This window comes from Luteitalea sp. TBR-22, from assembly GCF_016865485.1.
Lineage (GTDB): Bacteria > Acidobacteriota > Vicinamibacteria > Vicinamibacterales > Vicinamibacteraceae > Luteitalea.
The window spans coordinates 940,508-960,769 of sequence record NZ_AP024452.1; the positions used below are offsets into that span (position 1 = coordinate 940,508).

Consider the following 20,262-nt stretch of genomic DNA (forward strand, 5'->3'; position numbering starts at 1 on the left):
TTGTTTGTGGCACGAGGCCACATTGCTGGGGAGCCAGGTCGTCGGCAGCAGGGGTCACGCGGCATCGCGCGGCCTCTGCGTACTTCTCTGGCCCGTCGTGCCGTCAAGGTGCGACGGGCCTTCTCGCGTTTGCAGGAACGTCCTCGGCCCTGGGCCGTACCGTCGGCACGACGTGATCGCCGGGCCACGACCAAAGTTGTCAGTCGAGCCCCACATTCGTGATCGCCGCGGTCGCCTCGCGGTCGGCGATTGGCGATTTCCTTCGACAAAACAAGCCTGATCGCATCGGAGCGCCTTCTGGCATGCCCGTTGCTCCAGTGAAGGCTGTCGGCGGTATGTTTGTGGCACGATGCCACAGTGCTGGGGAGCCATATCGTCGGCAGCAGAGGCCACGCAATTCTGCGCGGCCTCTGCCCGTTCTTCCCTTCGCCCTTCCCTTCTTCCCCCTTCTCCCGTCTCCCCCTCCCGATCCGCGATCCTCGATCCCCGATCGTCGATCCCGGATCCGCGCCCGCCCCTTCTCCTTCCGGTATCGTGTCCTCCGTGCGTCTCGACATGAACGCGGACGTGGGCGAGCACGACGGACCGCCGCTCGAGGACGCCCTGGCCCTGCTGCGCCTGGTCACCTCCGCCAACATCGCCTGCGGAGCGCACGCCGGCGACGACGAGAGCATGAGACTCACGGCGCGTGCCGCGGCGGCTGGCGGCGTGCAGGTCGGCGCGCATCCGTCGTTCCCCGATCGCGAGGGCTTCGGGCGACGGGTGCTGCCGCTGTCGCCGGCGCAGGTCCGTGACGAGGTCGCGCGCCAGGTGCAGCGCCTGGCCGGACTCGCTGCCCTGGAAGGCGTGCCGGTGCGCCACGTGAAGCCCCACGGCGCCCTGTACAACCTCGCGGGGCACGACCGGCGCGTCGCCGAGGCGATCGTGGCGGGCATCGTCGCCGTCGATGCGGCCCTGGCCTTGTACGCGCCCCACGGCACTGCGCTTGCCGACGCCGGCCACGCCGCGGGCCTTCGCGTCGTCGCGGAGGGCTTCCTCGACCGGGCTTACGAAGATGACGGGTCGCTCACGTCCAGGGCGGTGGAGGGCGCAGTGCTGCACGACGCCGACGCGGCCAGCGTGCGGGCGCTCGCGTGGGTGCGCACGGGCCTGGTCACGGCGCGGTCGGGGCAGCTGATCCGGTTGCCGCTCGAGACACTCTGCGTGCACGGCGACACCCCCGGCGCCGCGGCGATGGCGGCCCGCGTCCGTGCGGCGCTGAGGGCGGCCGGCGTCAGAATCGTGCCGGCTCTCGCGCCCTCGGAGGATCGCGCGTGACGCTGCTGCTGGTCGGTACCGTCGCGTTCCTCGCCTCGGCCCTCACCTTCATCTCGGGCTTCGGGCTGGGCACGCTGCTCATGCCCGTGTTCGCGCTGTTCATGCCGCTGGAGCGGGCGATAGCCGCGACGGGGGTGGTGCATTTCCTCAACAGCCTGTTCAAGTTCGCGCTCGTCGGCCGCCGGGCCGACTGGCCGATCGTGGCGCGCTTCGGCCTCCCCGCGCTGGTCGCCTCGCTGCTCGGCGCGTGGTGGTTGGTGCACGTCTCCGCGCAGCCGCCGCTGTTCTCGTGGTCGCTCGGCACGCGGGTCCTGCAGGTGACGACGGCGCGTGTGCTCATCGGCGCGCTGCTGCTGGTGTTCGTGCTCGTGGAGTGGGTGCCGCGGTGGAAGGCCCTCACGTTCCCGCCGAGCCTGATCCCGCTCGGTGGCGTGCTCAGCGGCCTCGCGGGCGGCGTGTCGGGCATGCAGGGCGCGCTGCGCTCGGCGTTCCTCGCGCGAGCCGGCCTGTCGCGGGACGCCTTCATCGCGACAGGCGTGGCGATCGCCTGCCTGATCGACGTGTCGCGCCTCGGCGTCTATGCTCGGGGCTTCCGCGCGCATCGCCAAGCCATCGACGAGACGCTGCTGCTGGTGGCCATCGCGGCGGCGTTCGCGGGCGCGCTGGTCGGGCGGCGCTACCTGGAGCGCCTGACGATGGAGGCGGTGCGGCACGTGATTGCGGTGCTGCTGTTGCTGGTGGCCGTGGCGATGGCGATCGGGCTGATCTGAGGACGAGGGAGACTCATGGGGCGAGCGACGCGCGGACATCTGGTGTGGTGCATGGCGATGCTGGTGGTCGGCGCGGGCCGTCCCGGCGCGGCGCAGACCCGCGGGCTCACGCCGGCCGACTTCTACAGCGAGGTCACTGTCGAGGAGGTCGCGATGCGGCCGCAGGGCGACCTGGTCGCCTTCACGGTGATGACCATCGTCGAGAAGGAGAACACGCGGCATCGCGAGATCTGGCTGCAGCCGATCGCCGGTGGCGCGCCGTCGGGCGCGGCGTACCGCTTCACGTCGCCGACCGAGAACTCGGGGCAGCCACGCTGGAGCCCGGACGGCACGCTGCTCGCGTTCACCTCGAAGCGCGACAAGGACGAGAACGGCACGTGGTTCGCGCGGGTCGGCGCCCAGGGCGGCGAGGCCTTCCACGTCGCCGGCGTCGAGGGCGAGCCGACCTGGTCGCCCGACGGCAAGTGGATCGCCTACGTGAAGGCGCCGATGCGCGACAGGGACGGTGACGGGACGCCCGACAAGAAGGACGAACGCGAAGGCTGGGTGGCGCCCGATGCGGTCTCGCGCACGCTCGACGCGAAGCGGTTCGATGGGCGCGTCGTCACCTCGACGCGCTACAAGTCCAACGGCACGCTCACGTGGATGCCGCACTATGCGACGCGCGACGTGGCCCAGATCTTCGTGGTGCCCGCCGCCGGCGGCACGCCGGTGCAGGTGACGCGCCTGGCCTTCGCCCCGTCGCAACTGGAGTGGCTGCCCGACAGCACGACCATCCTCTTCACGGGCGACGACCAGCAGGACAACGAGCTCAATCGCGACCTGACCGCCGACATCTATGCCGTGGCCCGCACCGGCGGGGAACCGCGCCGGCTCACGCGCAATCCTGGCGCCGAGCGGTCGGCGTCCGTGTCGCCGCGCGGTGACCGGATGGCTTTCCTGTTCCAGGCGGCGGTCGGCGAGGAGACCGACATCCTCGTCGCGGAGCTGGCCTCCGACGGCAGCCTGCGCGGCTCGCCGCGCAACCTGACCCGCGCGTGGGACCGCGTGCCCGGCGTGCCGCGGTGGACGGCGGACGGGCAGCGCGTCAGGTTCGACGCCGAGATGAACGGCAATGCGCACGTCTTCGAGGTGCCAGCCGACGGCTCGGGGGCAGTCGCGGCGGTGACCCGCGGCGAGGTCACGATCAAGGGCGCGTCCGAGAGCCGCGACGGCGCGGTGATGGCCTACCGGCTCGACTCGCCGCTCTCACCGCCTGAGCTGTTCGTCGCCGCCGGCGACGGCAGCCGCGCGCAGCAGGCGACGCGGTTCAACGAGGCCTGGCTGTCGCGCGTGACGCTGGTGCCGCCGGAGCGTCTCACGTGGAGAGTGGCCGACGGCACGACCGTCGAGGGCTGGCTGGTGAAGCCAGTGGCCTACGAGCCGGGGCGATCGTACCCGATGGTGCTGAAGATCCACGGCGGCCCGCACACCCAGTACGGCAACACCTGGTTCTCGACGTTCCACATCCTGTCGGCGTCGGGCTTCTTCGTGCTGTACCCCAACCCGCGCGGGTCGTCGGGGTACGGCCACGCGTTCACCTACGCAACGCGCGGCAAGTGGGGCGAGCTGGACACCGAGGACTACCTGAAGGGCGTGGATGCGGCGCTGGCGCGCTACAAGGACATCGACCCGAAACGGCTCGGCGTGTCGGGGGGCAGCTACGGCGGCTTCATGACCAACTGGCTCAGCGCCAACACCACGCGTTTCGCGGCGGCGGTGACGAGCCGGTCGATCACCAACTGGGAGAGCTGGTACGGCACGTCGGATGCCCAGCGGCTGACCGAGCACGAGTTCTTCGGCCCGCCGTGGGAGCAGCGCGAGCTCTATCGACGGCTGTCGCCCATCTCCTACGTGGAGAAGGTGCGCATCCCGACGCTGATCATCAACGGCGACCAGGACTGGCGGACGCCGCCCGGCGACGGCGAGCAGTGGTTCATGGCCCTCAAGAAGCGTGGCGTGCCGGTGGAACTGGTGGCCTATCCGCGGTCGACGCACGACCTCTCGCGCACCGGCGAGCCCTGGCTGCTCGTCGATCGCCTCGAGCGGATCCGCAGCTGGTTCGACCACTGGCTGAACAAGCAGCCGCCTGCGTCGAAGTGAGGCCTGACCGTCGCCCAAGGGCGACGGCTACGCCCAGGAAACGTGTAGGCGTCGGCCTTGGCCGACGCCCGTTCGGCGTCATTCCTCTACCCGTCGCGCTCGACCTTCGTCACCTGGTTGAGGAGGATGTGCAGCTTGACGCGGTCGCCGGGGTGGAGCCCGGTGTCCACGTCCTCTCCCCCGACCCTCGCCACCTGCGGCACGAGGTCTTCGTCGTCGGCCTTGACGTAGTGGACGTCGTAGGAGACCTGCCCGTGGATGCTGACGGGCTGCAGCTTCGTGAGGACGCCGATCTGGATGCCGCGAAGCATGCGCCTATTGTCACCTGCCCATGAGGAGCATGAGCAAGGCCTTTTGCGCGTGCAGGCGGTTCTCGGCCTGGTCGAAGATGATGGAGGCCGGTCCGTCCATGACCTCGTCGGTCGCCTCCTCGCCACGGTGGGCGGGCAGGCAGTGCATGAAGACGGCGTCGCCGGCCGTGCGCATCAGGGCCTCGTTCACCTGATAGGGGGCGAAGACCTTCCGGCGGTGCTGCGCCTCGGCTTCCTGCCCCATCGACGTCCAGGCGTCGGTGTAGACGGCGTCGGCGCCCTGCACCGCCTTGCGCGGATCGCGGATCAGGGTGTAGGTGGCGCCCTTGCGCGCCAGGCCCTCGAGTTGGGCGACGGTCTGCGGCGTGAACTCGTAGTCGGCCGGCGCCGCGAGCCTGACGTGCATGCCGAGCATCATCGCGCCCTGCGCCAGCGAGGCCGCAACGTTGTTGCCATCGCCCACGAAGGCGATCGTCCTGCCGCGCAGCTCGCCGAACAGCTCCGCGAGGGTGAGCAGGTCGGCCAGCGCCTGGCAGGGGTGTTCCTCGTCGGTGAGGGCGTTGACCACATGCAGGCGCGGCGCCGCGGTCGCGAACTCCACGAGACGGTCCTGCGCGAAGGTCCTGATCACCACCGCCGACACCCAGCGTTCGAGGTTGCGGGCGACGTCGGCGATCGGCTCGCGCTCGCCCATGGCGACGTCCTGCGGGGGGGCGATCACGTCGCCGCCGAGCTCGCGCACGGCGATCTCGAACGTGCAGCGCGTGCGCAGCGACGGCTTCTCGAAGAGCAGCGCGACGTGCTGGTTGGCCAGCGCCGTCGCCCCGTAGCGACGCACGCCCCTGGCCCGCTCCTTCTTCAGCTGCAGGCCGGCCTGCAACACGTCGGCGAGCTCGGCCGGCGACAGGTCGGGCAGCGACAGGAAGTGCTGCGTACGGAGCGAGCGGACGGCCCTGGGGGACCTGGGCGTGCGAGTGGCGCGTGTAGGCATGGAACAGGCTCAGGGCTCAGGGCTCAGGGCCCAAGGCTCAGGGGAAGATCAAAGGCCCAAGGCCCAAGGCCCAAGGTCCAAGGCCCAAGGCCCAAGGCCCAAGGCCCAAGGCGCACGGCCAGGGCTCGAAGGCCGACGGCCGAATGACCAAGGCCGGCGTTCGGCCTACGTCCGGTACTCCGCGTTGATCTGCACGTACTCCTTGCTCAGGTCGCACGTCCACATCGTGGCTTCCTCGCCACCGCCGGTGCCGAGGTCGACGCTCACGCTGATGTCCTTGCCCTGCAGGTACTCGGCGGCCTGCGGCGCGCGCTCGTCGAACGGGCGTCCGCCCTCGAACAGCACGATGTCGCCGATGCGTACCGCGGCGTCCTGCAGCACGAAGCCCACCCCGGCGCGCCCGGCCACCGCCACCAGCCGGCCCCAGTTGGGGTCGCCGCCATGAATCGCGGTCTTCACGAGCAGCGAGTTGGCGATGGCGCGCGCCGCCTGCTTGGCCTCGTCGTAGGTGCGGGCGCCGGTCACCTGCACCGTCACCAGCTTGGTGGCGCCCTCACCGCCGCGCACGATCTCGGTGGCCAGGAAGCGGCACACCTCGTACAGGGCGTCGGACAGCACCGGCACGTCGGCCTCGCCGATCGTCACGCCGCTCGCGCCGTTGGCCAGCAGCGCGACGCAGTCGTTGGTCGAGCACTCGCCGTCGACGGTGATCGCGTTGAAGGTGTGCTCGGTCACCTCGCCGAGCACGCGCTGCAGCAGGGGCGCGGGCACCGCCGCGTCGCACGTCAGGATGCCGAGCATCGTTGCCATGCGGGGCTCGATCATGCCGGAGCCCTTGCAGATGCCGCCGATGCGGAAGGTGCCGGCCGGCGTCGTGACCTCGACGGCACGCTCCTTGGGGAAGGGGTCGGTGGTCATGATGCCGCGCGCGGCGCGCATGTGCCCGTCGACCGACAGCACGTCGGCGGCGGCGATGATGCCGCCGGTCACCGTGCGCGGATCGAGCTGCACGCCGATGACGCCGGTCGACATGACCAGGACCTCCTCGAGGTCGCAGTCGATGGCGCGGGCGGTCTCGGCGGCCATCAGGTGGGCGACCTGCCGCCCCTGGTCACCCGTGCACGCGTTGGCGCAGCCCGAGTTCACCACCACGGCGCGGGCGTGGCCGCGCGTCGACTGCAGGTGGTCGCGCGAGACGACGATCGGCGGCGCGACGGCCAGGTTGGTCGTGAACACCGCAGCCGCGGTCGCCGGCCTGTCGGAGACCACCAGCGCGAGGTCGAGCTTCTCGGGATTGGCCTTGATGCCGCAGTGCACGCCGGCGGCGAGAAAGCCGGCCGGCGCGGTGATGCCACCTTCAATGGTCGTGATCATCGATGCAGGACGAGGACGGACGAGTCGGCGGTCCGGGGTTGGGCGGCGCGGCGACCGTGCCGCACGGCCGTCATGCTGCCGATCTGCGTGCCGCGCAGCGGCAGCGCCACCGCGTACTGCCCGCAGGTGCGGAACTTCGGGCAGCCGACGCAATCGGTCGCGATCTTCTCGGGCAGCCAGGTGTGGGGAACGATCGTGAAGCCGAGGCGGACGAAGTGCGTCGCCTCGTGCGTGAAGGCGCACAGCGTGCCGAACTGCTCGCGGCGCGCCGTGGCCCCGAGCGACTCGATCAGCGCCGGGCCGAGCCGCTTGCCGCGGTGCGCGCGGTCGATCACCAGCGATCGCACCTCGGCGACCGTGCCGCTCAGCGGCGCGAGCTCCGCGCAGCCGACCAGCGCCTCGCCGGCCATGATGACGAGGAAGCGCTCCGCGTGGCGCCGGAGGTCCTCGAGCGTCCGCGGGAGCAGGTGGCCCTCGTCGAGCGCGCCCATGATGAGGCCGTGCATGGCCTCGGCCTGATCGGACCGGCCACGGGCGATGGTGTAACCCTCGGGCAGGTCGCGCGACTGCACGACCTCGATCGGGGAGAGGCTCGACGTCACCTCAGGCTCCTTCCACGGCCGTGAGCGCAGCATCGAGCCGCGCCAGGGCCTCCGCAATCTCGGCCTCGGTGATCACGTAGGGCGGCAGCATGCGCACCACGCGCTCGGCAGTCCGGTTCACGATCAGGCCACGCTCGAGCGCCGCGGGCACCACCGGCGCCGCGTCGCGGTCGAGGACGAGGCCCTGCATCAGGCCGGCGCCGCGCACCTCGACGACCATCGGGTGCCTCGCCTTCAGGGCCTCGAGCCCGCTGGCGAAGACCGGTCCGACGCGGCGCACGTGATCGAGCAGCCCGCCCTCCAGCGTCTCGAGCACCGCGAGCGCCGTGCGGCAGCCGAGCGGGTTGCCGCCGTAGGTCGTGCCGTGATCGCCCGCGCTGATCGACGCCGCCACGCGCGACGACACCAGCACGGCCCCGATCGGGAACCCGCCACCGAGCGCCTTGCCCACCGAGATCAGGTCGGGGCAGAGCCCGATGGCCTCGAAGTGGAACATGTGGCCCGTGCGCCCGAGGCCCGACTGCACCTCGTCGGCGATGTAGAGCGCGCCAGTGGCGCCGCAGGCCTTGTTGATCGCCGCGACGATCTGCGGCGGCAGCGGCCGGACGCCGCCCTCGCCCTGGATCGGCTCGGCGATGATGGCGGCCGTGTCGTCACTGACGGCCGAGAGCAGGTCGTCCGGATCCTCGTTGGACACGAACCGCACCTCGGGCACCAGCGGACCGAAGGGGTCGCGGTAGTGCGCGTCCCAGGTCGTCGACAGCGCACCCATCGTGCGTCCGGAGAACCCGCGCTCGAAGGCGATGAACTGCTTGCGCGGCTTGCCGGCCGTGTACCAGAAGCGGCGGGCGAACTTCAGGCAACCCTCGACCGCTTCCGCGCCGCTGTTGCAGAAGAAGGCGCGCTCGAGGCCGGACGCCTTCGTGAGCTTCTCGGCGAGCGGACCCTGGAACGGGTGGAAGAACAGGTTCGACGTGTGGACCAGCGTGCCCACCTGATCGCGCACCGCCTCCACCATCGCCGGGTGCGCGTGTCCGAGCACGTTGACGCCGATGCCCGACAGCAGGTCCAGGTACCGCTTTCCATCGTCGGCGACGAGCCAGACGCCCTCCCCACGCACGAACACGACCGGCTGACGCTTGTAGGTCTGCAGCACGTGCGCGGCCTCGACGGCCTGGATGGTCGTGGCGGTCGGTTCGGTGGCGGTGGACATCGGGGGCTCCTTCGATTTCACGATTTCAGAATTTCAGAATTCCTCGACCGCGCGTGGCGACCCGAACGAAATTCTGCAATCTTGCAATTCTGCAATTGCGTTACGCGATCCGTGTGCCGCGGCGTTCCGCGATTGCGGCGGCCGTCCTGCCTTCGACGATCGCGACTGCGGCGACGCCGCGCGCCTTTGCAGCCAGGGCCGCCCGCAGCTTCGCGATCATGCCGGCCGACGCCGTGCCGTCCTGCATCAGCGCCTCGGCTTCCGCGGGCGTGAGCGTGGGGATCGTCTGACCGTGACCGTCGAGGACGCCGGCGGTGCCGCCCGTCAGCAGCAGTTCCCGGGCGCCGATACCGGCCGCCACGTGCGCGGCCAGCGTGTCGGCGTTGACGTTCAGCACGCCGTCGCTCTCGGAGATGCCGAGGCTGGCGATCACCGGCACGTAGCCGCCGTCGAGCAGGTGCCGCACGAGCCCGAGATCGGCGCCTGCCTCGGGCTCGCCCACCAGCCCGAGGTCGACCGAGGTCCCGGCCGCCGTCACGTGCGCGGCGGCGCGCGTCGACCGCGCCAGTCCCGCATCCACGCCGGAGAGGCCGACGGCCTTCACGCCGACCGACACGAGGTGCGCCACCAGGCGCGTGTTGATCGTCCCGCCGAGCACCGCGACGACGGCCTCGAGCGTCGGCGCGTCGGTGATGCGCAACCCGTCGACGGCCTGCTTGGCGACCCCGCGCCGCGCCAGTTCTGCGTCGATCTCGCGGCCACCCCCATGCACGACGACGAGCGGACCCGCGGCGGCCTGCGCCACGAGCGCCTCGCCGACGGCCGCGAGCCGCTCCTCGCTCTCGACGAGTTCGCCGCCGAACTTCACCAGCACCGGCCGCGGCGTCACAGCAGGCCCTCCGCCTCCGGGAAGCCGTGGAGCAGGTTGAACTGCTGGAGCGCCTGTCCCGCGGCGCCCTTGAGCAGGTTGTCGAGCACCGCGACCACGATCAGGCGTCCGGTGGCCTCGTCGACCTTCCAGCCGATGTCGCAGAAGTTCGTGTGCGCGACGTGCTTGATCTCGGGCAGGCGATCCCCGGTGAGCCGCACGAAGAAGGCGTGCGCGTAGGCGGCGCGCATCGTGTCGGCGACCTGCGCGGCGGTGACGCCGGGCTTCAGCCGCGCGTAGGTCGTCGACAGGATGCCGCGGTCGAGCGGCACCAGGTGCGGTGTGAACGTCACCGGCAGCCCGAGCGCCTGCTCCATCTCGGGCGTGTGGCGGTGCCCGAAGAGGCTGTACGCGGCGACGCTGCCGTGGTTCTCCGAGAAGTGCGTGCGTTCGCTGGCGCCCTTGCCGGCGCCCGAGATGCCGGACTTGGCATCGACGATGACGTCGCCCTGCAGCAGCCCGGCCCTGGTCAGGGGCAGCAGCGACAGCAGGGCAGCGGTCGGGTAACACCCCGGGCACGACACCAGACGGGCCGCTGGCACGGCGGGGCCATCGAACTCGGGCAGGCTGTAGAGGGTGCCGTCGGGCAGCGGGTCGGGCGTGGCAGGGTAGAACTTCCCACGCAGGGCTGGGTCCTTGAGGCGGAACGCCCCCGACAGGTCGATGACCCGGTGGCCGCGCGCCAGCAACTCTGCGGCACTGGTGGCAGCAAACGCTTCGGGCGTGCTCAGGAACACGACGTCGCAGCCCGCGAGAGCCTCGGGGGAGTAGCCGGTGATCTCACCGTCCCAGATGCGCGCCAGCGCCGGCAGGCGGCGCGGCTGCTCGGTCTGGCTCGAGCCGAGCGCGGCCTTGAGGAGGGCCCGGGGATGCCGGGCGAGGAGCCGGACCAGTTCCTGGCCGCCATAACCCGTGGCGCCCACGACCCCGACCCCGATGCGTTGCTGTCCGTCTGTCATCTGAATACTTATGCGAAAGAACGCCAAGTATGCAGACAGCCCCTCCCGAGCGCAAGGGAAATCTTTGGTGCTTTGCGTGCCTGCGGTCTCCTGCTAGGATGCATACGCCTGCATAAAGATGAAAGGCACGAGACACGGCGTCATTCTGGACGTCATCGAACGGGAGAGCATCTCGAGCCAGGAGATGCTGCGGCAGCGCCTGCACGACCGCGGGGTCGACGTGACGCAGGCGACGCTGTCGCGCGACCTCAAGGAACTCGGGGTCGTCAAGCGGGCCAGTGACGGCGCCTACCAGCGTCTCGCCGCCGGGGTCGTGTCGTGGCCGGCCGATGCCCTGGCGAACCTGCAGCGCACCACGACCGAGTTCCTCAAGCGCTCGGATCGCTCCGAGCAGCTCGTCGTGCTGCGCACCGACTCGGGGCAGGCCGCCCTGCTGGCCATCGCCATCGACCGTGCCCCGGTCCCCGAGGTGCTCGGCACGGTGGCCGGCGACGACACCATCCTGGTCATCTGCCGCGATGCCCGCGCCGCCGAGGCACTCGTGGCGCGCCTCGACGCGTGGCGGACCGGCGCCACGGCTCGCATGCCGGCCCTTGCCCGGTAAGGACACGACGACACGATGACGCAACCACGGGTGGTGCTCGCCCATGCCGGCGATGCCGGGACGCTCTGCGCGATTCCCTGGCTGGCCCGCGAGGCCGAGGTGGTCACCGTGACGGTGGACGTGGGGCAGGGCGACAGCCTGCTGGCGGTGCGTGAGCGCGCGCTCGAGGCCGGTGCGGTCCGTGCCCACGTGCTCGACGCCCGCGAGACCTTCGCACACGACATGGTGTTGCCGGCGCTGCGGGCCGGCGCGGTCGGCTTCGACGGCGATCCGCATGCGGCCGTCCTGGCGTTGCCGTGCGTCGCGGCGCAGGTGGCCACCGTGGCGGCGATGGAGCAGGCCGATGCGCTCGCGCACGGCGGGTCGGGTCAGGCGGCGGCGCGCATGGCACGGCTGCTGGGCGCCACCTCGCGCATCCCGGTGTATCCGAGCGTCGAGACGATGCCGGCCGAGGCCAGGGCTGCCGCGATGGCGCAGCTGCAGGCCGACGTCGAGGGCGTTCCAGCGGCGCGCGCCACGCTCTGGGGCCGCTCGCTCGCCACCGCGGGCGACCTGGCGGCGCCCGTCGCCGAGGCGCTCTTCAGCCAGACCCGCGCCGCGACGCGTGGTCCGGAGGCGCCTGCCACGCTCGACCTCCACTTCGAGGGCGGCACACCGCGTCGCGTCAACGGGGTCGCCATGCCGCTCGTGGAACTGCTCAGCAGCCTTGATACCATCGCCGCCGCGCACGGCGTGGGCCGCGTCGACGTGCTGGTGCCCGAGGGCGATGGCGTGCGGCGCGAGGTGGCCGAAGCCCCGGCGGCGACCGTGCTCCAGGTCGCCTTCCGGGAGCTCGAGGCCCTCACGCTCCCGTGGTCGCTGCGGACGCTGCGTCGCAGGCTCGCCGAGAGTTACGTGGACCTGCTGAGAACCGGCGACTGGCACGGCCTGACGCGCGCCTCGATCGACGCGCTGGCCGACCGAGCGCTGAAGGACGCCACCGCCACCATCCTGCTGCGGTTGTACAAGGGCGGGGTGCAGGTCGTGGGGCGCGAGCGCGGCTAGCGCGCTCGCGTCCCCCCTGTAATTTCAAATTTCGAGTTTCAAATTACACATGTCCACCCTTTGGTCTGGTCGTTTCGCGAGTGCCCCTGATCAGGGCGTGTTCGCGTTCGGTGCCTCGTTTGCCTTCGATCGCCGCCTGTTCGAGGACGACGTGGAGGGCAGTCGCGCCTGGTCGGAGGCGCTGCTGAAGGCCGGCGTGCTGTCGGCCGACGAGCAGCAGGCGCTCGACCGCGCGCTCACCGATCTGCGGGAGGCGGCGGCCGCCGACCCGGCGTTCGTGTCGGGTGAGGACGAGGACGTCCACTCGTTCGTCGAGCGACAGCTGGTGGCCCGGGTCGGCGCCACGGGCAAGCGGCTGCACACCGGGCGCTCGCGCAACGAGCAGGTCGCGCTCGACCTGCGCCTCTACCTTCGCCGCGCGATTCGCGCGCAGCAGGCGCGGCTGTGCTCGCTGGTCGATGCCCTGTGTGCCCGGGCAGCGGCGGCCGGCGACGCGCCGCTGCCGGCCTACACCCACCTGCGCCGGGCCCAGCCCGTGCTCGAGGCGCACTACTGGCTGGCGCACGCCTCGGCCTTCCGCCGCGCCTGCGAGCGCCTCGATGCCGTGTACGCCGAAACCGACGCGCTCCCGCTGGGTTCCGGCGCAATCGCCGGCAACTCCTTCCCGATCGACGTGGAGTTCCTGCGCGAGCGCCTCGGGTTCTCGCGCGTGGTGCTCAACAGCATGGACGCGGTGGCCGACCGTGACTTCGTGTCGAGCTTCCTGCACGCCTGCTCGCTGGTGATGGTTCACATCAGCCGTCTGGCCGAGGATGTGATCATCTACGGCTCCGAGGAGTTCGGTTTCTTCGAGCTCGACGATTCGGTGACCACCGGCAGCAGCCTGATGCCCCAGAAGAAGAACCCCGACCCCATGGAACTCGTACGTGGAAAGACGGGGCGGGTCATCGGTCGCCACACGGGCTGGCTGGTCTCGATGAAGGGCCTGCCCAGCGGGTACAACAAGGACCTGCAGGAAGACAAGGAGGCGGTGTTCGACACCGAGGACACCGTCGCGGGGAGCCTCATGTCGTGCGAGGCGGTCGTGCGGACGCTGCGGGTGCGTCGCGACGTGACGCAGCGTGCAGCAGGAGGCTTCATGCTCGCCACCGACGTGGCCGACTACCTGGTGCGCAAGGGCCTGCCATTCCGCGATGCCCACGAGCTTGTCGGCGGCATGGTGCGGACCTTGCTGGAAGAAGGACGAACGATCGAGTCACTCACTCCTGACGAGTGGCGGCGCTTCTCGCCGCTGTTTGCCGACGATGTGGTGGCGGCGATCACGCCCCTGGCCTCGATCGGGGCACGGCGGACGCCGCAGAGCACCGCGCCAGGCGCGGTGGCGGCGCGACTGGACCAGATGCGGGAATGGCTTGAGTCGCGCGGATGATGTGCTAGTATCCGGTGACCTCCTTTCCGTTGGGTCTGTCGCGGAGATCCCGACCCGCCTGGGACGTACTTCCGGGAGCTGTTGATGCAAGAGCGCCGGCTTCGGCTGGGTGAGACGCTGGACGACTACTGTCCGCGCGAGAAACGCCTTACCAATCATGTGATCGTCGCGCTGGTCGGCGACGAGGTCCGCACCACCCGGTGCTCGACCTGCGATACCGAACACGTCTACAAGCAGGGCAAGGTGCCAGCCCGCCGCAAGAAGGCGGAACCGCAGGCGGCCCTGTACAAGACGGTGCTCGACAACATCACGGGTCGCGACGGGGAGGCCGGTGTCGCACCGGTGCCCGGGCCAGACGCCGAGCTGGCGCCGATCGCGCCGCCGCCTCGGGTGGCGCCGCCGGTCGTGGTGCCCGCGCCCGTCGCGATCGCGCCAGCGCCGGCCCTGTCGGCCGCGCCGCCCGACCCCGACCCCGAGGACGCGCCCGCGCCGGGCGAGCCTCGGCGCGAGGAGCCGGTGCACCGGCACACGCTGATTCGCGCCACCCTGCCGAAGATCGAGGGGCAGGTGCCCGAGCGCAAGCCGACCGACTTCACGCTGTGGAACGTCGCGCGCGGCCCGCAGGGGCGACGCGGCCGTCCGCGTCCTGCGGCGGCCGGCAACGGCAACGTCAGCTGGGGCGGCTACTCGCCCTACGCCAACGGTCATCCCTCGGGCAAGGGCCCGCAGGGGCAGGGCGGGCAGCCCGGCAAGGGCCGACCGAACCATCGCCGCGGCCGTTGAGGCCGCCGCCGGCCGCCTGGCCGGCCATTCCGTAAGCGCGATGTGACCGTTCGTCGCGCGGGGACGCTACGCATGTCCGATCTGTCGGGACGAACCGGCCTCATCGTCGGTGTCGCCAACAAGCGTTCGCTCGCCTGGGCCATCGCGCAGCAGGCCGATGCGGCCGGTGCCAGGCTCGTGCTCACGTACCAGAACGAGCGACTGAAGGAGAACGTCGAGGAACTGGTGCCGCTGCTCAAGACGGCGCCCATCCTGCTCCCGTGCGACGTGAGCCGTGACGAGGACATCGCGGCGCTCTTCTCCGCCCTCGACGGGCAGGTGCACGGGCTCGACTTCGTGGTGCACGGCGCCGCCTTCGCCCCGCGCGAGGCGCTCTCCGCGCCGTTCCTCGAGACCTCGCGCGAGGCCTTCCGGATCGCCCTCGACATCAGCGCCTACTCGCTCATCGCCATGGCGCGTGGCGCCGCGCCGCTGCTGGCCAGGAAGGGCGGCGGCAGCATCATCACCCTGTCGTACCTGGGCGCCGATCGGGCGTTCCCGAACTACAACGTGATGGGCGTGGCCAAGGCGGCGCTCGAGTCGTCGGTGCGGTACCTGGCCAGCGAGCTCGGCGCGCAGGACATCCGCGTCAACACCATCTCGGCCGGCCCCGTGAAGACCCTGGCCGCCTCGGGCGTCTCCGGCTTCTCGGGCATCCTGCAGGTCTATCGCGAGCGCGCCGCGCTGAAGCGCAACATCGACGGATCGGACGTCGCCGGCGCCGCCATGTTCCTGCTCTCGGACTGGGGCAAGGGCGTGAGCGGCGAGGTGATCTACGTCGACGGCGGCTACCGGCCGATGGGGATGTAATTCGAAATTCGAGATTTGAAATTGATCGGCGGCGGGCCTGTCGGCCTTGCCGCTCGACACATCCCGAGGGGCGACGGCGAAGCCGTGCCCCGCGAGAATTTCAACTTTCGAATTTCGAAATTGGCACCTCAGGCACTCGGAGTCCATTGCTCCGTGCGCACGTGATCGGCGGGCACGCCCAGCTGTGACAGTTGGTGCGTGAGGTCGTCGACCATCCCCGGCGGCCCGCACAGGAAGCAGAGCGGCGCTGGCGGCCCCGCGAATCGGCGCAACAACGACAGGCCGATCCGTCCCCGGTGGCCCGCCCAGCCCTCGCCGGGGCGCCGCGTCACGGTGACCACGGCGTCCCCGCCGTGGTCGGCCTCCCACGACGCCAGTTCCTCGCGGTACGCGACATCGTCGGCATCCCGCACCGAGTACAGCAGGTGACGCGGGCCCTGGTGGCCCCGCGCCCGAGCCTCGCGCGCCAGCGATCGCAGAGGGGCCAGTCCCGTGCCGCCCGCGATGAACAGCAGCGGTGCCGTCGGCGGCAGGTCGTCCGGCAGGAGGAACGAGCCGTACGGGCCCTCGAAGTCCACACGCGCGCCGTCGCGCACGGCATCGAGGTGCCGCCCCAGGCTGCCCGACGGGCCGGCGCGCAGCAGGAACTCGATCCGGTCGTCGGTCGCGGTGTCGGCGGGGGCCGAGGCGATGGAATACGGGCGTCGTTCACGCTGGCCGTGCAGCCCGATCGACGCCGCCTGTCCCGCCTGGTAGGTGAAGGGCACGCCGTCGAGGGCGAGCACGAGTCGCCGGGTGGTCGGCGTGGGCGCCGTCAGGCTGCGGACGACGAGGGTCAGGGCGTCGGGCACGGGAGTCGCGAATCCGGGGGCGTGTGCGTGTGACGCGCGGTCAGGAGGTCCGTTCCTGTTGCCGGTAGTACCCTGTCTGGTACTCCTCGATGAGCGCCTTCATGCGCACCGCGTCCCTCTTCCGATGCCCGGCGCAGTGAATCGGGTTCACGCCGCCGGTCGTCTCGATGAAGACGTCGGAGAAGAACATGTTGGTGTCGATGCGCACCGACGCCACGTGGGCCATGTGCACCGAGTGTTCGAGCTTGCCGAACCACTCCGGGGTGTAGCGCACCACGCTGGTCGGGGTGATGAGCACCTGCACCGGCAGCAGGCGGTTGCCTCGACTCAGCCGGCTGGCGCGGAACACGTGACCGGCCGCGAAGGGCCGCCCCTTGAACCAGATCAGGATCGCCGCGGCGAGCACGAGCACCGCCACGCCCGCCAGCAGGAGGCCCGCAATCCCCGTTGCCGTCAGCACAGCCGCAGCGTATCGCAGAATGCCGTTATGCCGCGATGTCGGGAACGCCGGCAATGCCGACGTCGGCCAGGCGTTCGGGCCAGGACCTGGAGCCCGGTGGCTGGAAGCCGGCGCCCGGAACACGAAGCCCAGCGCCCGGTGCTCGTTGTCGGGTGCCCGGTGCCCGGAACCCCGTGCCCGGCATCCAGCGCCCGGTGCCCGGTGCCCGGTGCCCGGTGCCCGGTGCGTTACAGTGACCCTCGATGGGCACCTTGTTCTCCGAACTCGGCCCGCTCCGCGCCGCGAAGGCGCGTGGCCCGCTCATCTACGCCGACGCCAACGTGCCGGCGCCCCTGGTCGGCTTCATGCGCGACAGGCTCGGCTGGGACGTGCTGCACGTGATAGAGGAACCCGAGTGGCGGCGCGCCACCGACCTGGCGCACTTCCTGCGGGCCCGGGACCTGCACCGCACCCTGGTCACGCTCGACCACGACTTTCTGGATCACCGGCGATTCCCGCCCTCCGACGGCCCGGGCACCATCGTGTTGAGCGCGCCGGACGAACGAGGCCTGCGGACGCTCCTCGCCCAGGTCGATACATTTCTGCGTGAGCGGCCTGCCGATCGCCCCCTGGTCGGCCGCACACTGAGCCTGCACCCGGGCTGGACCGCCCGTTCCTCATGCTGATCCTCGACGGCGCCCACGTAGTCCTTCCCGACCGCATCCTCTCGCCCGGGCGCGTCGTCATCGACGGCGACCGTGTCGTCGACGTCGGCCCCGGCGCGGAGGCCGGTGCCTTCGCCGGGCAGTGGATCGTCCCCGGCTTCATCGACGTGCACGTCCATGGCGTCCTCGGCCACGACACGCTCGCCGCGCCGGGGAGCGTCGCGGCGATTGCGGCACACCTGCCGCGGTTCGGCTGCACGTCGTTCACGCCGACGACGTTCGCCTGTCCGCCCGATCGCCTCGAGATGCTCGCCATGGCCATCGAGGCCGCGATGGACGCGCCCGCCGCCGAGTCGGCCCGGGTCCTGCCGGCGCATCTCGAGAGCAACTTCATGGCGCCCGACTATCGCGGGGCGCAACCACTGGCGCAACTGTGCCTGCCGCCGGGGGCACCCGCCGACGCGGCGACGCCGGGCACCGCCACCGACTTCACGGCGCAGGACATCCTCGGGGTCATCGAGCGGCATCGTCGTGCCATCGGCAAGCTGACGCTGGCCCCCGAACTGCCCGCGGCGCTCGCCCTGATTCGCAGCCTGGTGGGCCAGGGACACCGCGTGTCGCTCGGACACTCCGGCGCCACGCTCGAGGAGGCGCAGGCAGGCATCGACGCGGGTGCACGGCAGGCGACGCACCTGTTCAACAGGATGCCGGCCTTCACCCACCGGGCGCCCGGCCTGGTCGGCGCGGTGCTCGACGACGACCGCGTCGACGTGGAACTGGTGAGCGACGGCTTCCATGTCCATCCCGTGACGATGCGTGCCGCCATCCGGGCGAAGCGACCCGAGCGGGTGATGGCCATCACCGACGGGTTGGCCGGTGCAGGGCTGGCAGTCGGTGAGCGCTTCGAACTCGGCGGGCGTGGCGTGACGGTACGTGAGCAGGCCTGCTTCCTCGACGATGGGACGCTGGCGGGCAGTCGGCTGACGATGGACCGCGTCTTTGCCAACCTGGTCGGGATGATTGGCCTCACCCCCGTCGAGGCGGCACTGATGACCGCGACGGTGCCCGCCAGGGCGCACGGACTGAGCGATCGCGGCCGGATCGCGGAGGGGTTGCTCGCCGACCTGGTGGTGCTCGACGCCGGGTGGCGGGTGCGCCAGACGCTGGTCGGCGGCGCCGTGGTGTTCGCCGATGATCCTGCCAATCGATAGCGTGGAACGCGCCGTTGAACCCGGCTTTCGGGCATTCCGTCTACATGTGACAACGATGCGACGCTCCCGCGCTCTCCCCTTCTTCGCCCTCGGCGGCCTCCTGCCCTTGCTGGCCGGCTGTGTGGTGCACGTCGATTCGGGGGGCTTCTCGGCGCGCAAGGAGCAGCGGTTCCGCGTCGAGGGGCGGCCCACCATCGATCTCGCGACCTTCGACGGCACCATCGAGGTGCAGGCCTGGGACCGCGACGAAGTGCTGGTGCAGGTCGATTCCCGCGCCTCGTCGCGGGCGCTGCTCGAGGGCATCGACGTCAAGATGAGCCAGCAGGGCCGGCGCATCGCGGTGGAGGCGACCGCGCCCGAGCAGGACGGATGGCAACTGCGCGGCGGCGGCATCAGTCGCACGGCGCGCGTGGTCGCCAGCGTGCCCGTGGACAGCGAGGTGCGGATCCGCAGCGGCGATGGGGCGGTGCACGTGGAGCGCGTCCGTGGAGTCATCGACGCGCGCACCAGGGACGGCCGTATCGTGATGCGCGAGGTCGGCGGCGAGATCGTGGCCGACAGCGGCGACGGCGCGGTGCAGATGGAGGACGTCGACGGGCGCTGCACGGTCAGCACGCGCGACGGCAGCGTGCTCGTGAGCGGCCGCCTCCGCGGCGGGCTGCGGGCCAGCAGCGGCGACGGCACCATCACCGTCCGCGCGGCCGACGGCAGCGTCGTCAATGGCGACTGGCAGATCGAGACCGGCGACGGCGGTGTCGTGCTCGCGCTGCCCGACGTGCTCGATGCCAGCCTCGATGCCCGCACGAGCGACGGCCGCATCTCCCTGAACGGCTTCCCGGACCTGCCGATCGAGCAGGAGGGCGAGGGCCGCCGGCTGCAGGCCGTGCTCGGCAACGGTCAGGGGCGGCTCCGCATCCGCACCGGCGATGGCTCGATCACCCTGAAGCGTTCGTTCGTCCCACCGCCTCCGGCGCCCCCGGCCCCGCCGGCCCCGCCCGTCGCCCCAGAATCGCCACGCTAGGACGGCTCGGCCTTGGGCCTTGGGCCTTCGGCCTTCGCCTTTCATGAGCCCTGAGCCCTGAGCCCTGAGCCATGGACTACGCCTTCCTGGACAGCGCGTAAATCGTCGGGTCCTTCCCGATGGCCTCCACGAAGGCGTCGTGGCGCTCGCGGCACTTGCTGCAGGCCCCGCAGTGCACGCCGCCCACCGGGTTCATGCACGACATCGTGAGGTTCATCGGCGCGCCGACCTGCTGGCCGCGGCGGATCACGTCGGCCTTGTGCAGGTGGCGATAGGGCGTCTCGATGGCGATCCGGTGTGCGAGGCCGAGGGAGAGCGCGTGGGCCATCGCCGCGTAGAATTCGGGCGTGGCGTCGGGGAACGGGTTGCCGGCCAGCGGTCCGAGCGCGATGCGCGAGATCTTCTGGATCGCGCAGTACACGGCCGCCTTGCCGAGCAGCACCACGTTGCGGCCCACGAGGTACACGTCCTCGTCAGGGGTATCGTAGGCCGGTGGCGTGCCGGTCAGTGCCCAGTGCGTCGAGGCGTACACGTCGCGCACGGAAGCCTTCAGCACGTGCAGCGGCGCCAGATGGGAGCGGTCGGGGAAGGCGGCCAACGCCCGCTCGAGCATGGCCTGTTCCTCGCGTTCCCACGCCAGGCCCGAGGTCACGTAAATGGGGTGGACGAAGGCCGTCGTCGCCAGGTCGGCTGCCAGCACCACGCTGTCGAGGCCGCCCGAGCACAGGACCGCCACGCGCTCGGCATGCAGGGTGAATT

Annotated in this window: 21 protein-coding genes; 11 read left to right on the forward strand and 10 right to left on the reverse strand. The window is 71.1% G+C overall.

From position 1 onward, the window contains the following. Window positions 1-543 precede the first annotated feature (543 nt). The 3 genes from TBR22_RS03865 to TBR22_RS03875 are packed head-to-tail and all read left to right on the forward strand — an operon-like array spanning window position 544 to window position 4,229. Window positions 544-1,317, forward strand: a complete 774-nt coding sequence (locus TBR22_RS03865; protein ID WP_239491640.1) for a LamB/YcsF family protein — start codon at window positions 544-546, stop codon at window positions 1,315-1,317. Next, window positions 1,314-2,087: a sulfite exporter TauE/SafE family protein gene (locus TBR22_RS03870; RefSeq protein WP_239491641.1), complete on the forward strand. Its 774-nt coding sequence runs from the start codon at window positions 1,314-1,316 to the stop codon at window positions 2,085-2,087. The genes TBR22_RS03865 and TBR22_RS03870 overlap by 4 nt, the downstream gene beginning before the upstream one ends. A 15-nt stretch (window positions 2,088-2,102) precedes the next feature. After that, window positions 2,103-4,229, forward strand: a complete 2,127-nt coding sequence (locus TBR22_RS03875; protein WP_239491642.1) for a S9 family peptidase — start codon at window positions 2,103-2,105, stop codon at window positions 4,227-4,229. An 86-nt stretch (window positions 4,230-4,315) separates the two neighbouring features. On the opposite strand, the gene TBR22_RS03880 is transcribed toward TBR22_RS03875, so the two are convergent. From TBR22_RS03880 to argC, 7 genes are all read right to left on the reverse strand, one after another. Beyond that, complete coding sequence (locus tag TBR22_RS03880) at window positions 4,316-4,540, reverse strand: hypothetical protein (RefSeq protein WP_239491643.1); 225 nt, start codon at window positions 4,538-4,540, stop codon at window positions 4,316-4,318. 10 nt (window positions 4,541-4,550) lie between these two features. Further along, on the reverse strand, window positions 4,551-5,531 hold the full coding sequence (gene argF, locus TBR22_RS03885; RefSeq protein ID WP_239491644.1) for an ornithine carbamoyltransferase: 981 nt from the start codon (window positions 5,529-5,531) through the stop codon (window positions 4,551-4,553). A gap of 165 nt (window positions 5,532-5,696) precedes the next feature. After that, window positions 5,697-6,905, reverse strand: coding sequence for a bifunctional glutamate N-acetyltransferase/amino-acid acetyltransferase ArgJ (gene argJ, locus TBR22_RS03890; RefSeq protein ID WP_239491645.1), 1,209 nt, complete (start codon window positions 6,903-6,905; stop codon window positions 5,697-5,699). Further along, window positions 6,902-7,507, reverse strand: coding sequence for a GNAT family N-acetyltransferase (locus TBR22_RS03895; protein WP_239491646.1), 606 nt, complete (start codon window positions 7,505-7,507; stop codon window positions 6,902-6,904). Before TBR22_RS03895 ends, argJ begins: the two co-directional genes overlap by 4 nt. 1 nt (window position 7,508) lies before the next feature. Next, entirely contained in the window at window positions 7,509-8,720 is a 1,212-nt protein-coding gene (locus tag TBR22_RS03900) for an aspartate aminotransferase family protein (protein WP_239491647.1), read from the reverse strand. Window positions 8,721-8,820: 100 nt separating this feature from the next. Next, window positions 8,821-9,609 (reverse strand): acetylglutamate kinase, encoded by a 789-nt coding sequence (argB, locus tag TBR22_RS03905; protein WP_239491648.1) that lies wholly within the window; start codon window positions 9,607-9,609, stop codon window positions 8,821-8,823. After that, window positions 9,606-10,607, reverse strand: a complete 1,002-nt coding sequence (argC, locus tag TBR22_RS03910) for an N-acetyl-gamma-glutamyl-phosphate reductase (protein WP_239491649.1) — start codon at window positions 10,605-10,607, stop codon at window positions 9,606-9,608. Before argC ends, argB begins: the two co-directional genes overlap by 4 nt. Window positions 10,608-10,725: 118 nt before the next feature. Between argC and argR the strand changes: the two genes are divergently transcribed. From argR to TBR22_RS03935, 5 genes are all read left to right on the forward strand, one after another. After that, entirely contained in the window at window positions 10,726-11,211 is a 486-nt protein-coding gene (gene argR / locus TBR22_RS03915; RefSeq protein WP_239491650.1) for an arginine repressor, read from the forward strand. Between the two features lie 15 nt (window positions 11,212-11,226). Next, window positions 11,227-12,255: an argininosuccinate synthase domain-containing protein gene (locus tag TBR22_RS03920; protein WP_239491651.1), complete on the forward strand. Its 1,029-nt coding sequence runs from the start codon at window positions 11,227-11,229 to the stop codon at window positions 12,253-12,255. 49 nt (window positions 12,256-12,304) lie between these two features. Next, window positions 12,305-13,684 (forward strand): argininosuccinate lyase, encoded by a 1,380-nt coding sequence (gene argH, locus TBR22_RS03925; RefSeq protein WP_239491652.1) that lies wholly within the window; start codon window positions 12,305-12,307, stop codon window positions 13,682-13,684. A gap of 84 nt (window positions 13,685-13,768) precedes the next feature. Next, window positions 13,769-14,467 (forward strand): hypothetical protein, encoded by a 699-nt coding sequence (locus TBR22_RS03930; RefSeq protein ID WP_239491653.1) that lies wholly within the window; start codon window positions 13,769-13,771, stop codon window positions 14,465-14,467. A 72-nt stretch (window positions 14,468-14,539) separates the two neighbouring features. Then, window positions 14,540-15,316 (forward strand): enoyl-ACP reductase, encoded by a 777-nt coding sequence (locus tag TBR22_RS03935; protein ID WP_239491654.1) that lies wholly within the window; start codon window positions 14,540-14,542, stop codon window positions 15,314-15,316. Window positions 15,317-15,444: 128 nt separating this feature from the next. Here TBR22_RS03935 and TBR22_RS03940 read toward each other — a convergent pair whose 3' ends face one another. Together TBR22_RS03940 and TBR22_RS03945 are read right to left on the reverse strand one after the other, a co-directional pair. Then, on the reverse strand, window positions 15,445-16,167 hold the full coding sequence (locus TBR22_RS03940; RefSeq protein ID WP_239491655.1) for an FAD-binding oxidoreductase: 723 nt from the start codon (window positions 16,165-16,167) through the stop codon (window positions 15,445-15,447). A 40-nt stretch (window positions 16,168-16,207) separates the two neighbouring features. Then, a complete protein-coding gene (locus tag TBR22_RS03945) occupies window positions 16,208-16,627 on the reverse strand; it encodes a hypothetical protein (RefSeq protein WP_239491656.1) in 420 nt (139 codons plus the stop codon). A gap of 242 nt (window positions 16,628-16,869) precedes the next feature. On the opposite strand from TBR22_RS03945, the gene TBR22_RS03950 reads away from it, so the two are divergent. Genes TBR22_RS03950 through TBR22_RS03960 form a run of 3 tightly spaced genes read left to right on the forward strand, consistent with a single transcriptional unit; the run spans window position 16,870 to window position 19,503 of the window. Beyond that, complete coding sequence (locus TBR22_RS03950) at window positions 16,870-17,292, forward strand: DUF5615 family PIN-like protein (RefSeq protein WP_239491657.1); 423 nt, start codon at window positions 16,870-16,872, stop codon at window positions 17,290-17,292. Further along, on the forward strand, window positions 17,286-18,482 hold the full coding sequence (nagA, locus tag TBR22_RS03955) for an N-acetylglucosamine-6-phosphate deacetylase (RefSeq protein ID WP_239491658.1): 1,197 nt from the start codon (window positions 17,286-17,288) through the stop codon (window positions 18,480-18,482). The genes TBR22_RS03950 and nagA overlap by 7 nt, the downstream gene beginning before the upstream one ends. 55 nt (window positions 18,483-18,537) lie before the next feature. Beyond that, window positions 18,538-19,503, forward strand: coding sequence for a DUF4097 family beta strand repeat-containing protein (locus tag TBR22_RS03960; protein ID WP_239491659.1), 966 nt, complete (start codon window positions 18,538-18,540; stop codon window positions 19,501-19,503). 76 nt (window positions 19,504-19,579) lie between these two features. On the opposite strand, the gene TBR22_RS03965 is transcribed toward TBR22_RS03960, so the two are convergent. Beyond that, window positions 19,580-20,239 carry a 7-cyano-7-deazaguanine synthase gene (locus TBR22_RS03965; protein ID WP_239491660.1) on the reverse strand — a complete coding sequence of 220 codons (660 nt, stop codon included), beginning with the start codon at window positions 20,237-20,239 and terminating at the stop codon, window positions 19,580-19,582. Between the last annotated feature and the right edge of the window lie 23 nt (window positions 20,240-20,262).

What these genes read in the sequence shown, in the direction of transcription:
- TBR22_RS03875 (WP_239491642.1), top strand. Translation starts at nt 2,103, where the DNA reads ATGGGGCGAGCGACGCGCGGACATCTGGTGTGGTGCATGGCGATGCTG.
- TBR22_RS03880 (WP_239491643.1), bottom strand. Translation starts at nt 4,540, where the DNA reads ATGCTTCGCGGCATCCAGATCGGCGTCCTCACGAAGCTGCAGCCCGTC.
- argF (WP_239491644.1), bottom strand. Translation starts at nt 5,531, where the DNA reads ATGCCTACACGCGCCACTCGCACGCCCAGGTCCCCCAGGGCCGTCCGC.
- argJ (WP_239491645.1), bottom strand. Translation starts at nt 6,905, where the DNA reads ATGATCACGACCATTGAAGGTGGCATCACCGCGCCGGCCGGCTTTCTC.
- TBR22_RS03900 (WP_239491647.1), bottom strand. Translation starts at nt 8,720, where the DNA reads ATGTCCACCGCCACCGAACCGACCGCCACGACCATCCAGGCCGTCGAG.
- argC (WP_239491649.1), bottom strand. Translation starts at nt 10,607, where the DNA reads ATGACAGACGGACAGCAACGCATCGGGGTCGGGGTCGTGGGCGCCACG.
- argR (WP_239491650.1), top strand. Translation starts at nt 10,726, where the DNA reads ATGAAAGGCACGAGACACGGCGTCATTCTGGACGTCATCGAACGGGAG.
- TBR22_RS03920 (WP_239491651.1), top strand. Translation starts at nt 11,227, where the DNA reads ATGACGCAACCACGGGTGGTGCTCGCCCATGCCGGCGATGCCGGGACG.
- argH (WP_239491652.1), top strand. Translation starts at nt 12,305, where the DNA reads ATGTCCACCCTTTGGTCTGGTCGTTTCGCGAGTGCCCCTGATCAGGGC.
- TBR22_RS03930 (WP_239491653.1), top strand. Translation starts at nt 13,769, where the DNA reads ATGCAAGAGCGCCGGCTTCGGCTGGGTGAGACGCTGGACGACTACTGT.
- TBR22_RS03935 (WP_239491654.1), top strand. Translation starts at nt 14,540, where the DNA reads ATGTCCGATCTGTCGGGACGAACCGGCCTCATCGTCGGTGTCGCCAAC.
- TBR22_RS03950 (WP_239491657.1), top strand. Translation starts at nt 16,870, where the DNA reads ATGGGCACCTTGTTCTCCGAACTCGGCCCGCTCCGCGCCGCGAAGGCG.
- nagA (WP_239491658.1), top strand. Translation starts at nt 17,286, where the DNA reads ATGCTGATCCTCGACGGCGCCCACGTAGTCCTTCCCGACCGCATCCTC.
- TBR22_RS03960 (WP_239491659.1), top strand. Translation starts at nt 18,538, where the DNA reads ATGCGACGCTCCCGCGCTCTCCCCTTCTTCGCCCTCGGCGGCCTCCTG.